This is a genomic window from Sphingobium cloacae (assembly GCF_002355855.1).
GTDB lineage: Bacteria > Pseudomonadota > Alphaproteobacteria > Sphingomonadales > Sphingomonadaceae > Sphingobium > Sphingobium cloacae.
In genome coordinates, this window is sequence record NZ_AP017655.1 from 1,472,908 (window position 1) to 1,487,777 (window position 14,870).

A 14,870-nucleotide genomic window follows, 5' to 3' on the forward strand; every position below is an offset into this window, starting at 1 on the left:
GTGCCGTCAAGGGGCGGCGCTATGGCTCCGGCTCCGCCCTGATTTCCCCTTGTGTCATTTGCATCCCCATCGGGCAGGTTCGAGCCCCCTGCCATGCGCGGGCGCTACTGCCATCAACAGGAAGCCTCGGCTCCCCCGTCCGCAGGCGTCCGGTTCCCCCAATTTTCCTGTGTGACGCCGCGCCATCGCGCCTGGCTCTCCGTGGGCACGCCCGAAAGGGCAATGCAAACCAAGGAGAAAAGACATGACGAAGAAATCCGAAACCAAAGCCCCGACATTGATTGCCTGGCACGTCCGCGAAGCCAAAGGCGGCAAAGCCTTCTGGACCCGCGTCGGAGCCGCTTGGCAGCACCAGAACAGCGACGGCCACACGCTCCAGCTCGATCTCTACCCTTTGGATGGCCGCATCGTTCTTCTACCCCCGAAGGCCGGTGAAGTGGCGGAAGGCGGTGCAGCATGACCTACGAGGTTCAAACGCTCACCATCTGCGATGGCTGGATCAACACCTGGACCGTCCATTATCCGGACGGCTCCAGCGAGCCAGAAACCTTTGAGACCGCCGCACAGGCGCAAGAAGCGCTCGACGAGTTCTTCGCCGACATTCAGGCGGAGATCGACGCTGGACAGCGCACCGAAGACGAAGGGTACAGCCGCGACGAGTTTCGCATCGTGAAGGGAGGTGCCGCATGAGCCGCACGTTCAAGCGCTACATCGAGCATTACGAAACCGTCTGGCACGGCGTGACCATCACCATCAGCTATGAGCCGCGATGGCTGAGCCTCGCCGATGACTACGGCCTCGATACGGCCCACCTCGAAATCGAGGCCATCGCGCCCGAGCGCGCTCCGCTCCCGATCACGGAGACCGGCTACCGCTCGCACTTCACAACGGCTCACGCCGTCGCCGCGATGGGCGGGCCGGTGGCCCTTGTGCGGACATGGCTCGACGAAGAAGCCTCGTCGCCCGCGTGGCAACAACAAGCCGCCGCCGCGCGCCAGCTCACCCTCTTTTTTTTTAGGGTGACGCTGCGCGGCCTTGTGGCGCGCTGGCCGTCGCTTGCGGCCAGCAGCGGCTATGGCTGCTCGCCATCGAGTTTATCGAATGCAGAAAACCCTAAGTCTCACTTAGCGAATCCGGAACGGCAGTTATCGCGTCGCAAAAAGTTCATCAAATATGCAGAAGTTCGCATTTTCGGAGAATTACGGCGTCTATAATGCACTGGACGCCAGAACAGGGGCTTGATATAATGGTTATGTAGAAATTCGCGTTTATCAGGAATTTCAGCATATGGAATATACCGATTCATCCTCGCTGCCCGAAGGTCGTCAGCGTCTTACCGCACTGGTAGGCGGGGCAGGAGACGTCATTAGCGTCGATGACGCCGTGCGTCTTCTACACCTCGACCGCTCCACCGCTGCCAAAACACTTGCCCGCTGGACAGAGCAGGGATGGCTCCGCCGTGTCCGGCGTGGAGCCTATGTGCCAGTGACGCTCGACACACTGGACAGCAAGCATGTGCTTGATGACCCGTGGGTACTTGTCCCGAGCCTCTTCTCGCCGGGATATGTCGGGGGCCGTACGGCGGCTGAATATTGGGACCTGACCGAGCAGATTTTCAACGACATCGTGGTCTTCACGGCCAAACCGATCCGCGAGAAGTCTCAAAAGCACCACGGGGCAAACTTTACCGTGAAGCATGTCGCAGTCGAGCGATTGTTCGGAACGAAGGCGGTCTGGCGGGGGCAGAGCAAGGTTCTCGTTTCCGACTTGCAGCGCACCATCGTCGATATGCTCGACGATCCGTCCGTTGGCGGCGGCATCCAGCATGTTGCGGATTGCCTCGCCGAGTATCTTCGCCGGAACGACCGCAACGACACGCAGTTGCTGGCCTATATCGAACAGCTTGGAAACGGTGCTGTATTCAAGCGTCTCGGCTTTCTCGCCGAAGATAGCGCAAGCGCCGAATGGTTGGTCGAGCAATGCAGGTCACGGCTGACCAAGGGCAATGTCAAGATTGACCCAAGCCTTGACTGTCCCCGCATGGTGACGCGCTGGCGCTTGCGGATTCCCGACTACTGGGTTCAGCGAGGCCGCGCATGATCGAGCGGCGCGAGATACTCGAAACAGCCACGCGCATGTCGCTCACGCCGCATGTCGTGGAGAAGGATTATGTGCTGGGCTGGATGCTGGCTGGCATCAGCGCCCATCCGAGCTTGCGCGACAGTTGGCTGTTTAAAGGCGGAACCTGCCTGAAAAAGTGCTTCTTTGAGACCTACCGCTTCTCTGAAGACCTCGATTTTACCCTTTCCGATGCTGCACATCTGGACGCTGCGTTTCTGACACAGACGTTCAACGAGATCGGCGAATGGATTTACGAGCGGACGGGCATCGAGATTCCGGCCAATCTGCAAACCTTCGATATTTACACTAACCCGCGCGGCTCCGTATCTTGCCAAGGCAAGATCAGTTATCGCGGGCCGGTCGCTACCCGCGATCTTCCTCGCATCAAACTGGACCTGACCGCCGACGAACGGGTCGTGCTGGCTCCTGTGCGAGTAGCTGTATTTCATCCCTATACCGACGCCCCGGCTGAAGGCATCGACGTGCTGGCCTATGCCTATGAGGAATTGTTCGGCGAGAAAGTGAGAGCCTTGGCGGAACGTACCCGCCCGCGCGACCTCTACGATGTGGTCAACCTGTTCAGGAACCACGAGGCGCGGCCACATTCCGCCGTGATGCTCGATGTGCTGCGTCAAAAATGTGAGTTCAAGGGAATTGGAGTGCCGGTACTGGCCGATCTTGAACCGCATCGCGGGGAGCTGGCCAATTTGTGGGAGAATATGCTCGCCCACCAGCTTCCGGCTCTGCCACCTTACGAGAGCTTTTGGGAGGTGCTGCCAGCCTTCTTTGATTGGCTGCACAGCAATGTCGAGCCGGTGATCCCCGCAGCCGTCGCCGTCGGGGCTGGCGACGTTGTATTGCGTCAGCGTGACCTTCGCTTACCCGTGTCGGGCCAGGCACAATCCATCATGGAGATTATTCGTTTCGCCGCGGGCAACCGCCTGCTGGTCGATCTCGATTATCAGGGCTCCACCCGTCGCATCGAGCCATATTCGCTACGCCGCACCCAGAGCGGTGACATTATCCTTCACGCACACAGCGTCGATCGGAACGAACACCGCAGCTACCGTGTGGATCGGATTCAAGGTGCGCGCGTCACGAATACGTCCTTTACGCCGCGCCATCAGGTCGAATTGAGTCCGCAAGGTCCCGTTCTGGCTCCGCCAACAACTGCACAACCACAATCGTCTGCTCCGCGTCAATCCGTAGCCAGAGCGCGCAGCATCGCGCCACGCAAAGCACCCAAGCGGGCCAAGGCGTTTGGCAAGCCGGTGCATATTTACCAGTGTCCGATCTGCAATAAAAAGTTCCGCCGTGACCGCTTCGACGGGAGTCTCAACCCGCATAAGAACCAATGGGGCGGGCAATGCTCGGGCCGTACCGGCTTTTTCGTTGAGACGAAATATTAAGCCCGCGTCCTTTCACGACTTCAAAAACCGCGAGCCGACAATCGCGGCGCGGGCGGTTTCATCGCTCCAATGCAGACGGTCTACCTTGCCTTGGCCGATTTTGCCGCGCTGGCGGCGGATCGCTTCGCCGCGCTTGAGCGGATAGAGCGGGCGCAGCCATTGCGGCGCAGGCTCGACCGTGCAGGCCGTCACCTCGATATGCACCCAGCCGCCCCGGTCAATCTTGACGATTTGTCCGGTTATGACGCGATGGCCGGTGATGACCGGCCTTTTCTTGGAATGGCGCGGCTGCGGTTTCCAGACCGGCTCGCGCCAGCGGATCACGTCCGCCACGATGAAATCAGTGCCGCAAGACAACCATTTCACGTCTCCCCCAATCCGGGGGCGCTTTTCATGCGCGGCATTGCCAGCGCATCTTCGCTTACGCGTTCTCTGTGGTAAGCTTGACGCGCCCCCTGTCTCTTTAGATTGTGAAGGGGAAAGACGTTTGTGCGCAAGTACATCTGCAATGCCCTGTCCGCGATGCAGGACATTGCAAAGATGTGCCTAGACGGGTTGCCGCTCCGCACAAACATACAGGCGTATGTTTACTAACGGGGGCCACATGCCGGAGGACAAGCCGAGCGCACCAAAAGTAGATGAAGCGCTAAGCGCTTGGGAACGCGGCGCAGGCGATACGCCCGATGCGCCGCCCCATCCCAAACTCGCCACTCTCAAATCCCGCTTCGCCGCGCATACCGATGTATGCAGCTTGGAAGACGTACTTTCCACCGCGATGAATGATGCGGGTGACGCCGTGCCCGTGACGGTGGCGGTGCAACCGGGATTGCTCGCGCTTCTCGCGCACATCGAGAAACTCGATTCGGCCCGAGTCGGGCGGAATCCCGCGCCGCCGTCGCGTTTGCTCGCGCAGATCGTCAGCAATCACCTCGAAAATCTACTGCATACCATCGTAACCGACCCGACAAGCCATCCGCACTATGCGGCACTCTGGAACGCCCTCTGCGCCGCCGAGGGCGCGCCGGAATTGGCCGTGCCGACCGACGACGCGGCGAACGGGACGCCGCCCGCCGATAGAGGGCCGTTCTGATGCTCGCGGCGACGAAGCCCTTGCGGGCCGTCGCCTTATCGCTGGCGCTTGCCGCGTTGCCTTTGGCTGCCGCCGCGCAAGAATCCGTGCCAAGCTGGCAGAAAGATAACCCGATATTCCGGCAGGGCGGAGAGCCGCGTGGGCTGGTGCTGCCGCCCGCGCAGCAGCGTGTCTTTGACCGCGACGCGGCTTTGCTGGCCGATATCCGCGTGGAGCTTGCGGAGGGCGAGTATCGACGCAAGGCAGGCGAGATTGACGCGGCGGCATGGCGCAGCCGCGCCACAGAACTGCAAGCAGCGGAAACCGCCCTGCGCCGGAAATGGCAGGGCATCGGCACAGGCCAAGACTTGATGCTGAGCAGCGCCGCTGACAGCATCGCCCGCGCGCGCATGGCGGCGCTCAGGGCGCAATACGACCCGCCCAAAGAGCCGACGCCTTGGAACTACGTCACCGAGCTTGCAGGGATTGCCAAGGATATGGCCGTGGGCCTGTTCCGAGAGGGCATGGACCTTCTCGGCAGGCTGTTCGCCAGACTGTTCGGCCCGCTGGCCGTGCTCGTGGGCGTTGTCGGACTGATTTGGCTCGTGAAGGACAAACGGCGCAAACCGAAGCTAAGACCCGCCCTGTCCGACAATTACGGCTCCGCCCGCTATGCGGACGTGCGCAATAGCCTTGCCGACGCATACGACGGCCACAGGGGCGTGTTTTTTGGCAAGAGCAGCGCGCCGGAGCTTTCAGCCATCCCCGTTGAGCAGCAAACGGGTGCGCCAGTGCTCTCGACGCCGGAACACCATACATTGATTGTGGCGCGCACCCGCACGGGCAAAGGCACCCGCGTCATCGTGCCGACGCTCTTGCGCTATGGCGGCTCGGCGATTGTCATCGACCCCAAGGGCGAAAACGCCGCCATCACAGCGCGCATCCGGCGCGGTGCGCTCAATAGCGCCGTCCACGTCATCAACCCGTGGGGCGAACTGGCGGAGACGTTCAAGGAGCGCGGCCTTGCGCCCGCGACCTTCAATCCGCTGGACGTGCTGGTGCGCGACGACCCTAACGCCGTCGCGGTGGCGCAGGCGCTTGCTGCGGCGGTCTGTCCAACGACCCCCGGCGACAAAGACCGCTATTGGCAGGGCAGCGCCGCTAACGTCCTGACCGCCGTGCTCTTGTGGATCACCGACCAGCCGGGCGAGCAAAAGACGCTCGCCCGCGCGCGGGAGATTGTGAGCCTGAGCCGCAAGGATTTTACGGACAGGTTTCTGGTGCCGATGGCGGCCAGCAGCGCCTTCGGCGGGGCGATAAGGGAGATGGTCAGCCCGTATCTGGACCTCGCGCAGGAAACCTATTCGGGCATCATGTCCAACCTGTCGGAGGCCACCAAGTTCCTGTCCGACCCACAAGTAAAGGCCGCCACCGCCACATCATCCTTCGACATGGCCGACCTGATACGGGAGGCGGTGACGGTCTATCTGGTCATCCCGCCCGACCGTATCGACACCCAGCGCACATGGCTGCGGCTCATGACCACGGCGGCCATGCACACCTTCAAGCGGTATCCGCTGGGCGGGCGTCCGCCGCACCGCTGCATGATCTTGATGGACGAGTTTCCGGCGCTGGGACGCATCGAGGATTTGCCGCGCGATATCGCCACCATGTCGGGCTACGGCATCGACTTCACCCTGATTGTGCAGGGCCTCGACCAGCTCAAAGACCTCTATGGCGCTGCGGCGGGCACCATCCTGTCCAACTGCGCTTACAAATGGTTTTGCAACGTCAACGACCTTGAGAGCGCCAATTACCTCTCCGAAACCTTGGGCAAAGTGACCGTGCAGACGGTTGGGCATGGCGAGGGCCAGAACTTCGGCCCCGGTGGCGGTGGCCAGAGCGAGAACGTCAATTACGGGGAGACCGGTAGGCCGCTGCTCATGCCCGACGAGGTGCTGGCCTTGGGGCGCGACGTGGCGATTGTCCTGAACCCTACCGACCGTCCGCACTACGTCCGGCCCGTGGATTACTGGCGGCTCCCCGACGCCTTCGCGTCGCTCGCCGCTGTCTATCCGCATCTCTATTGGGAACCGCCCTTAGCCTACGACGACAACCCTTATTTTGTGCGGGGCGGCAAATCGGACGGCGGCCATAATGGCCGCCAGTCCGGCGGCGCGCGCCAGCGCGCCGCAAAACCCAACGGCAAAATGACGCGCGCGGAAGCGCTCGACCTTCTCGGCCTCTCGGAAGGCGCAACCGCCGCTGAGGTGCGGGCCGCTTGGAAGCGGCTGATGCAGAAGGTGCATCCCGACACCGGCGGCTCGGCCCGTTTCGCGCAAATGCTCAACGAGGCCCGCGACGTGCTTAGCACTGGCAGCGTTGAAGAGGATGGCGCGCGATGAAAGCTTCGCCGCATCGTCCGCCTTCGTGCTATCCTGCGGCTCATCACGCGCTGAGCGAGTCGCATACGATTGTATGCAGACGGCGATACCCGCCCTTGCCGCAAGCGCTCGCTACCCCACACCCCAGCACGTCCCGTGCTATCCTAAGTTATGGCTTAGGAGAGTGTGCAAGCCATGTGCGGACTGACCGTCCACACCCCGCGCCTGAAGGCGCTGGCTTGGCAAGGAAGGCGCTTCGCCCTCCCGTTGCATCCCTCCAGAGCAAGGGGTTTCATACCCCTGCACCCGTGCGGGGAGCCTTCGTGCTCCCTGCGACCCATGACCGGGGCTTTGCCCTCGGCACCCACCAAGGCACGTCGTCCTTGGAACCAGACAAGGGGTTATCGCACCCCTCGACCACTCGCCGGAGACTTCCGCGTCCCGGCACCCACGGCCAGAGCTTGCGCGCTCTGGACGACACGCAGGCGGCTTTCATGCCCCTGCACCCTGACGGAGGGGGATACCCCCTCGACCCCGCAGCCGGACACGTCCGGCAGAAAGGAGATGCGCTTGAGCGATAGCGGCTCAGAGCACAGCCCTTCCGGGCGGCGCAAGTCGGAACGGCGGCAACGCACCGCCACCATCTATGCCCGCGTCACGCCCGACGAGAAGTCGGCGTTTCTCGCCCGCGCCGACAGGGCGGGTATGGCCGCCGCCGCCTTCGCCCGTGCGGCGCTCATCGGCGAAGCCGGTCCCCGCGCGCAGCGTCGCATCCCTGCCGACAGTGCTGCGCTGCGTCAAATACTCGGCCACCTTGGCAAGACCGGCAGCAATCTGAACCAGATTGCCCGCTACCTGCATACAGGCGGCGAGGCGGAAACCGTCTTGCCGGACCTGCGCGAAGCGCTGGCCGACTTCGCGCGCCTTCGCGCCCTCATCTATGGCGCGCTTGGCAAGGAACCGGATAGCGCCCCAGCGGCGGCACCGCCGCTGGTCTCGACATCTGCACCGGCTCCAATCCCGGCACCGGCAGCGCCGGAGGCCGCCCCGCCTGCGGGATTGTCCAAGTTCATCCCGCCTCCCAAACCGTGAGGCGGCGGCATGATTATCAAAGGAGGCTCACGCGCCGGACCCCGCCAGCTTGCCGCCCACCTTCAGCGCACCGACACCAACGAGCGCATGGAGGTGCTGGAACTACACTCCGGCATCGATGACCTGGCCGCGACCTTCCGCGACTGGCAAACCCTCTCGGAGGGCACGCGCGGCAAGAAGGGACTCTATCACGTCAATATCGACCCCGACGCCCGCTATGACATGACGCCCCAGCAATGGGCGCGTGCCGTGGAGGTTCTGGAACAAGAACTCGGGCTGGACGGTCAGCCCCGCGCCGTCGTCCTGCACGAAAAGAAAGGCCGCCAGCACATCCATATCGTCTGGTGCCGCACCGACCTCGAAACCATGACCATGCGCTCGGATAGCAATAACTATCTCGCCCATGAGCGCGCCAGCCTCAAACTGGAACGCGAGTTCGGCCATGAGCATGTGCCGGGGAAACACGCGAAACGCGACCGCGCCAAGCAGCCGGAGTTCCCGCGCGCGGATGTCAGCCATGCGGAGCATCAACAGGCCGAACGCAGCGGCCTTTCCACCCAAGAGCGGCGCGCGCAGCTCGCGGCGCTCAAATCATCCTGTGATAGCGGCATGGCGTTCAAGGCCGCCGTGGAAGAAACAGGCTATGTGCTGGCGCGGGGCGACAGCAAGGACTTCGTGCTCGTCGGGCCGGAGGGCAGCGTTTACAGCCTGAGCCGCGAACTCAAAATGAAGGCCGGCGAGGCGCGGGCCTTCATGGCGGATGTGGACCGCGATGCGCTCCCCACCGCCAGCGACGCCAAAGCCCAGCAGCGCGACCGGCAGAAGGATGCCGAGCCGCCCGCATTCGAGATGCAGCGCCCGCCCGTCGAAGATCTCGCGCCAGAGCCGGAGACGCAGGGCGAGATAACGGACGCGCAGGAGCAAGATTCCGGCGCACCGGAACTCGCCCCCGCCGTCGCGGCGGCATTGGCCGCGCGCGAACAGGCCGAGGCCGAGAAACTGGCCAAGTGGCATCATGCCGAATTGCGCCAGCTCCGGCATGTGCTCGTTCTTGAAGCGCGGGAAAAGATAGACGGCCTGCGCCGCCAGCAGCAGGCCGAGCGCGAGCGCTTCATCCGCGATGGAAAATTGTCCGGTATCGAGGGATATATCGAAGCCCTGCAAAACCGCCTCAATCCGGGGCGCGGTGCGGAGAAACGCCTTGAGCGTGAGACCGCATGGAAACACCTGCACAAGCGGCAGGCCATCGAGCGCGCCGATCTTCGCACATTGCTCCGGCAGGACAGGGCCGAACACATCGCGGAACTGAAAGAACGCCACGAACAGCAGCGACGCGATCAACAGGCGGGGTTTGCGCGGGAGCGCATCCGCTATGCGGAAGATTCAGCCCGCGCGGCGCGATTGCTCGCGCAGGTCGAAGAAGACCGCCGCGAGGCAGAGCGGCGACGGCAGGAGGGGCGCGCGGCGGAACCGCCGCCAAGACCCGCAAAGTAAGCGGCTCGCGTTTCCTGCAACCAGAACCGGGCCGCAAGAAAAGGAAGAAAAAGGTTGCCACAGGTCAGCAGGGCGAAGCCGCCGCCGAAGGGCTATTTGGCTGGCTTCCCGATATGGCCGCGATATCCGCCGCCGTGTCGCGCTTCCTGCATCTGGACGCTGCGCCGTCGCCGGAACAGGTGGATACAGGCGCGACCGCGAAGGACAGCGAAGGGTTTGAAGACCCGCCCGAGCTTGTGCCCACGTTCATACCGACCGTGCGGCGCGTGCTCTCGCGTTTCATGAATCCGGCCAAGAAGCGCAGCGTGAAAAACCGCCGTGCGCGCGGCCTTCGCGCGCTACTTGCGCGTACAGGATTCAGGTCGAAATTCCTCGGGCAGCCATCTCCGCCGCCTGCACCGAAACCCCTACCTCCACCGCCGCCGAAGTCGGCACAGCAAACACCCGCATCGCCATCATCACCTAAGCCGCCATCGCTGCGCGGGAAATTCAACAAGCCTATGGGGCCGTAGCCGAATTGACGGAGAAGACCGCCAGCGGCTTCCCGCTGGCGGCTTTCTCTTGCGGGCAGGGCTTAAAAGCCCGGCCCTTTGACGCGGCGCGTGATGATCGCGCGGTTGATGTTTTCCAGCGAGGCCAGCGCATTCGCGCGCTCGGTGGTGGCGGGCTCGGTGAAGGCCAGTTCCTGCTGCACACGGTAGAATTTGGAGTGCAGAGCGGTTTCCGGCAGGTTCTCAAGTTCGGAAGCGACAATGAGGCGCATGGGCTGTCTCCCTATTGCTTGAGGCCGCAACCACTACGGCCTTTCATGCCCCCGATGACGCCAGCGCGATTGCCGGGGGCATCCGAAGGACCGCAACGGAGAGAAGGAGCCCGCACGGGCTTGCGCCCAGCAGGCAAAACCGCTGGCAGGGTGCATGATGAATAGGACGTATGGAGGTGGACGGTAGGGAGACTTCTCCGCACCGGTTTCTGACTTGTCCCGAACCTCGATACCGCTGGAGCAAAAACCGCGTGCATTCTATCGGCGCGCGGTTGGAAGCACTCAAGCCCTGAGCATGTTCGCCGCCCGCGTGTAGTTGGACGCCTCGTAGAGCGTCCAAGCGCCGCCCGCGATGAACACGACGCCGATCAGGAACACCAGCGTCATCACGCCGAGCGCGATGAACGTCGCGCCCATCAGATAGCCGACCGTCGTCGGGATGCTGTAGACGGCCCGCGTCTTGTCGTTGCGCAGCGCCAGCGCCTTGAACACGCCATTCTTCTCGCGTCCTGCCAGCGTCACTTCATCCCCATCGCGGATATCCGGCACATCAGCCAGTTTGATTTGCGCGGAGCGCTCGCCCACCCGAAACGCGATGACCTGTCCGGTTTTCACGGAGCCGCCATTGCGGCCCACCGTGCCGCGCGTTTCAGTCGAATGACGGATGCCGCTGACGGTTCCGCACAGTGTAGTCAGTCCCATATCATCCCCTTCATTCCTGCTACAGCTTCGGCGCTTGCGCCTGCGCATCCGCCTTGCGCTTGGCCTCGGCCTTGAGGCCGTTCACCCATTGGCTACTGCGTATCTCCGCCGACCACACCGCCCCGAGGTCGATGAGGGAGGCTTTGGCCGCGCGTACCGGCCCGCTCCAAATCCCATAGGTATAGGTAAGCACCTGCCCGCAGGCGGCGGGATCGCTGGCCAGCGTCAGGCCGAGGGATTGATACCGGCGTTCATTCTGGAACGTCGGGACAATCCGGTTGCGGGAGAGTTCGTGCCCGACATAGGGGCGATTGCCCCGGCGGGTGAAAGCGCAGCGCGGCTTGCCTGCTTCTTCCCAAACAAGCTGGTGCGGCTCGGCAAAGGACGGCTGGCCGTATTTAGCGAGAAGGCCTGCGCGGAATTGCTGCTGAGTCGGCGGGTTTTGCGTATGCGCGAGATTGGGGCGCTCAATGGCGATGACGCGCGGCTCGGACGGCGGCGTCGCGAAATACACAATGAACAGTTCAAACCCGCCGCCCGCAGGCTGAACTTCCAGTCTGTCGAGAAATTCCGGCGTCGAAAGATTCTCCGGCCTGCCTTCTCCGGCAGCGTAATTATAGCGCGAGGTCGTACGGATAATCCGCATACTCGGGTCGAAGGCCGTCAGCGCCGCGCGGGCTTCCGCTTCCGTCATGCCGATGCGCACCCCCGCCATGTCCATCTTGGCCGCAGGTGTGGACGCGGTTTGTGCAAAGGCGGGCGTGAGCGTGGTCAAAGCCGCGCCGATAAAAGCAGAACAAAGCGCAGCCCTTCGCTGCATCGGGAATCTCCTTACAGGGTATGGATGGAGACGGCAGGCTCAGCCCGTCACGTCGCTGATATCGTTGGCGCGCCAGTCGGGCGGCATGGTCGATTGCGCGCAATAGCGGGCGCTGCGCTCCCAGCCGTGCTCGCTCTTGGCGGTGAAGGCCGTATCCCCCGTAACGGTGTAGATGGAGGTGCTGGTTTCCGGCGGGGCGCTGTCCTGCAAGTCCCCGCAGGCTTCCGTCACGCGGTAGGTGTTCGGCCCTGTTTGCTCGATTTTCTTGAACTCGCAGAAATCCCGCGCGCCGCCGATGCCTTCACGGCGCAGCAGCGTTGTGGTGGCGTTGGAGGCTTGGCCGCACGGGGTATCGCTCTCGACGTAATAACCGCGCTTGAGCGGCAGCGCCGCGATGGTGGCCGCTTGCGCCTTGGCCGGAACGGCTTCTGGTATCGCGGGCGCGGCGGCTTGGTTTGCGGCGGCATCGACTTCAGCGGCAGCCATGCCCGCCGTGTTGCCGGACTCTGCCTCTACCGCGCTCTCCGTGGCGGCGGTATTCTCCGCTGTCGCGGCGTTCTGGCCGCAGGCGGCAAGCCCCGCCGCGAGCAGCAACGGCACGACAAGGGAACGGGTTTTGCTCATGACATCTCCGCGCGTGAAAATCCTTCCCGCTATGGTTAAGGTGGCGCGGAGGCCCATTCGTCCCCTAAACAGGGGAGAAATCACGCAGCCTTGAGCAATGCCGCCGTGCAGCGTTGTTCATGCGGGGTTATTTGAAGAGCGGATAAGGTTGACTTTGTAACCGCATAAATACGGGGAGCGTTACGCGGCCATGCTGTCCCAAGAAGTCCTTGAACCCCGTCTTTCGGGACTGATTGCGCATCTATACGATGCAGCGGTGGACGATAGCCTTTGGGCGGGAACAGCGACGCGCATTGCGGAAACGCTCGGCTCGACCAGCACCGTTCTTAAACTGCACGGCGACAATGCCCGCGTGAATTTGCTGGAATGCACGGACAACCTGATGGTGTCCGAGCGGGAACAGGCATGGGCCGACGACTGGCACCGCAAGGACTTATGGGTAGAGCGCAGCGTGGCCTATGGCATGCAGCGTATCATCACCGATGAGGATTTGGTGACCCCCGAGGAGCAGGCGCGCAGCGGCTTCTATCAGGATTGGCTCCGGCATCTGGATATTCATCACATGCTCGGGGCGGTATTCCCCGCAGCAGACGGCGCTATTGGCGTTCTCGGCATCCACAGGCCGCAGGGTGCGGGAGCCTATACCAACCACGAACGGAAGCAGGCGGCACTGGTGCTGCCGCACTTGCAGCGGGCGCTGCGCCTTGGGCAGCGGTTTGCGGCGGTATCCCAATCCCATGCCGCCGCCTTGGAGGCGCTCGACAGGCTGGATACGGGCGTGCTGATGGTGGACGGCGCGGGCTGCGTTATTCAGGCGAGCAGCATGGCGGAGCGACTGTTGCGCGAGAATGCGGAGCTTGCGGTTATTCGCGGACGGCTGGCGCTGCGCCCGCCAGCCCTTCACGACAAGTTGCTGGCGCTGGTGCGCGGGGCGATGGATACCGCGCGGGGCAAGATTGCCAATCCCGGCGCGGCGCTGTCCGTTCCGCGTCCGCATCGCATGCCGCTGGCCCTTGAGGTTGCCCCCTTGCGCCCCTCGGCTTCCGCCTTTGGCGAACAGAGGCCTGCCGTGCTGGTGTTCATCCGCGACCCCCAAGCGCCGATTGAGGTTACGCGGCTTCGCGAACTCTTTGGTTTAACACGCACCGAAGGTGCCGTTGCCGCCGCACTCGGGCGGGGAGCATCGCTTGAAGATATCGCGGTAACTATGGGCATCGAGCTTTCGACCGTGCGCAGCCATCTCAAACGCATCCTCGCCAAGACGGGCACCCATCGGCAAGCGGAAGCGGTGGCATTGCTGGCGCGGAGCACCCCAGCAAGTTCCAGTCACTAGTTGCTCATTCAATCCTTGTGCTCAAGCAAATATCAGGGCTTGAGGATAATCCCCTGACCTGTGGGCAGAGAAGCGACTGATACAGAATGGCTTCTAGCGAATTCATCCCACATATCCTGTTGTAGACGGCATTTTGTGAAGGCGTAATCGTCAAGAACGACAATTGCCCCTGAAACCAGCTTCGGCCAAAGCGCATCAATGCATGCTTTTTCGTAGGTTGCGTTGTTAAGGTCGATCGAAAGGTATGCGATCTTCTTGATATCGGCCTTTTCTAAAGTGCCAGGAAGCTCCCCTCTAACCAGAGAACAGTTTGGGAAGCTTTTAAAAGCCTTTTGGACGTCATTGAATATATCTCGGCGATGGTAATCCTTATTGTAGGATTTGGCGACCGCCGCTTCGTCCGAATTTAGCCCTGTCACAGGAACACCTGACCACGTATCGAATAGCCAGAAATGTCTATCTTGTTTTGACCAGTCGAGCGCACGGCATATAACACCCGAAAATATTCCAGTGTGCACTCCGCATTCAACGAAATCACCTTCTCTATTCAGGCCATTTTGCGCTGCCCAAAGAGCAATATGAGCACGCCACCTAACATCCGGGGCCTTCTCGCCAGTCATCCTTTTTATTTCATATGCCGTGGCATCCCAAGCGCTCGCAAAGAGATCATCCTCTAAAAACTTTGTGGATTTTCCTTTAGTTCCGAATCCATCTCCTCGATAATCGCATTTCATCGAGAATGGTCGCTTTGAAACGCCAATCTTGTAAAGAAATGAATGTCTCTTTGTATTAGTGTTACTTTCCATCACGCGCTTCTCATATTTTATGAATTATATTTTCTTTAAGCTACATGATGATAATTCAATTGTAAAAATTTATATTTCTCATTTTATTTAGATATTATTGATAATAATCATCCGATTTTACGTCGTGCGAAATGCCCGAACCGGGCTCTATGGCGCTGGCTGTGCAATAGCGCCACCAAGCCACCGAAGGCGTCTTGGCCAGTCGGTGACGATCCCTCGTGCGAGGCTGCCCGTGGCAGCTGGCAGACGCGGC

General features: G+C 61.9%; 17 protein-coding genes. 11 read left to right on the plus strand and 6 right to left on the minus strand.

Annotated elements, in window-relative coordinates; translation table 11 throughout:
• Positions 1-244 precede the first annotated feature (244 nt).
• The 5 genes from SCLO_RS07205 (at position 245) to SCLO_RS07225 (ending at position 3,530) form a co-directional block, all read left to right on the plus strand.
• Positions 245-460 (plus strand): hypothetical protein, encoded by a 216-nt coding sequence (locus SCLO_RS07205; RefSeq protein WP_066516956.1) that lies wholly within the window; start codon positions 245-247, stop codon positions 458-460.
• The gene (locus tag SCLO_RS07210; RefSeq protein WP_066516953.1) at positions 457-690 is read left to right on the plus strand and encodes a hypothetical protein; all 234 of its coding nucleotides are present in this window, start codon (positions 457-459) and stop codon (positions 688-690) included. Before SCLO_RS07205 ends, SCLO_RS07210 begins: the two co-directional genes overlap by 4 nt.
• Positions 687-1,214 (plus strand): hypothetical protein, encoded by a 528-nt coding sequence (locus tag SCLO_RS23810; RefSeq protein WP_231923370.1) that lies wholly within the window; start codon positions 687-689, stop codon positions 1,212-1,214. Before SCLO_RS07210 ends, SCLO_RS23810 begins: the two co-directional genes overlap by 4 nt.
• A 73-nt stretch (positions 1,215-1,287) precedes the next feature.
• Entirely contained in the window at positions 1,288-2,100 is an 813-nt protein-coding gene (locus tag SCLO_RS07220; RefSeq protein ID WP_066516952.1) for a type IV toxin-antitoxin system AbiEi family antitoxin domain-containing protein, read from the plus strand.
• Complete coding sequence (locus tag SCLO_RS07225) at positions 2,097-3,530, plus strand: nucleotidyl transferase AbiEii/AbiGii toxin family protein (protein WP_066516946.1); 1,434 nt, start codon at positions 2,097-2,099, stop codon at positions 3,528-3,530. Before SCLO_RS07220 ends, SCLO_RS07225 begins: the two co-directional genes overlap by 4 nt.
• Before the next feature lie 12 nt (positions 3,531-3,542).
• On the opposite strand, the gene SCLO_RS07230 is transcribed toward SCLO_RS07225, so the two are convergent.
• Entirely contained in the window at positions 3,543-3,863 is a 321-nt protein-coding gene (locus SCLO_RS07230) for a hypothetical protein (protein WP_231923371.1), read from the minus strand.
• A gap of 271 nt (positions 3,864-4,134) precedes the next feature.
• Here SCLO_RS07230 and SCLO_RS07235 point away from each other — a divergent pair, with 271 nt between their 5' ends.
• The 5 genes from SCLO_RS07235 to SCLO_RS22865 all read left to right on the plus strand — a co-directional run bounded on the left by SCLO_RS07235 (position 4,135) and on the right by SCLO_RS22865 (position 10,081).
• A complete protein-coding gene (locus tag SCLO_RS07235; RefSeq protein ID WP_066516942.1) occupies positions 4,135-4,620 on the plus strand; it encodes a hypothetical protein in 486 nt (161 codons plus the stop codon).
• Positions 4,620-7,004 (plus strand): type IV secretory system conjugative DNA transfer family protein, encoded by a 2,385-nt coding sequence (locus SCLO_RS07240; RefSeq protein WP_083949069.1) that lies wholly within the window; start codon positions 4,620-4,622, stop codon positions 7,002-7,004. The genes SCLO_RS07235 and SCLO_RS07240 overlap by 1 nt, the downstream gene beginning before the upstream one ends.
• A gap of 543 nt (positions 7,005-7,547) precedes the next feature.
• A complete protein-coding gene (locus SCLO_RS07245) occupies positions 7,548-8,075 on the plus strand; it encodes a plasmid mobilization protein (protein ID WP_066516941.1) in 528 nt (175 codons plus the stop codon).
• Positions 8,076-8,084: 9 nt separating this feature from the next.
• Complete coding sequence (locus SCLO_RS07250) at positions 8,085-9,569, plus strand: relaxase/mobilization nuclease domain-containing protein (RefSeq protein WP_066516940.1); 1,485 nt, start codon at positions 8,085-8,087, stop codon at positions 9,567-9,569.
• Positions 9,570-9,682: 113 nt separating this feature from the next.
• The gene (locus SCLO_RS22865; RefSeq protein WP_123905457.1) at positions 9,683-10,081 is read left to right on the plus strand and encodes a hypothetical protein; all 399 of its coding nucleotides are present in this window, start codon (positions 9,683-9,685) and stop codon (positions 10,079-10,081) included.
• Between the two features lie 62 nt (positions 10,082-10,143).
• On the opposite strand, the gene SCLO_RS07255 is transcribed toward SCLO_RS22865, so the two are convergent.
• The 4 genes from SCLO_RS07255 to SCLO_RS07270 all read right to left on the minus strand — a co-directional run bounded on the left by SCLO_RS07255 (position 10,144) and on the right by SCLO_RS07270 (position 12,478).
• Positions 10,144-10,332: a hypothetical protein gene (locus SCLO_RS07255; RefSeq protein ID WP_066516939.1), complete on the minus strand. Its 189-nt coding sequence runs from the start codon at positions 10,330-10,332 to the stop codon at positions 10,144-10,146.
• Between the two features lie 282 nt (positions 10,333-10,614).
• Entirely contained in the window at positions 10,615-11,034 is a 420-nt protein-coding gene (locus SCLO_RS07260) for a hypothetical protein (RefSeq protein ID WP_066516938.1), read from the minus strand.
• Between the two features lie 19 nt (positions 11,035-11,053).
• Positions 11,054-11,854 (minus strand): hypothetical protein, encoded by an 801-nt coding sequence (locus SCLO_RS07265; protein WP_145980667.1) that lies wholly within the window; start codon positions 11,852-11,854, stop codon positions 11,054-11,056.
• 39 nt (positions 11,855-11,893) lie between these two features.
• Positions 11,894-12,478: a hypothetical protein gene (locus SCLO_RS07270; protein ID WP_066516934.1), complete on the minus strand. Its 585-nt coding sequence runs from the start codon at positions 12,476-12,478 to the stop codon at positions 11,894-11,896.
• Positions 12,479-12,734: 256 nt separating this feature from the next.
• Here SCLO_RS07270 and SCLO_RS07275 point away from each other — a divergent pair, with 256 nt between their 5' ends.
• Positions 12,735-13,811: a helix-turn-helix transcriptional regulator gene (locus tag SCLO_RS07275; protein WP_197705128.1), complete on the plus strand. Its 1,077-nt coding sequence runs from the start codon at positions 12,735-12,737 to the stop codon at positions 13,809-13,811.
• Positions 13,812-13,843: 32 nt separating this feature from the next.
• Here SCLO_RS07275 and SCLO_RS07280 read toward each other — a convergent pair whose 3' ends face one another.
• Positions 13,844-14,617, minus strand: a complete 774-nt coding sequence (locus SCLO_RS07280; RefSeq protein ID WP_083949068.1) for a TylF/MycF/NovP-related O-methyltransferase — start codon at positions 14,615-14,617, stop codon at positions 13,844-13,846.
• Positions 14,618-14,870: the final 253 nt, after the last annotated feature.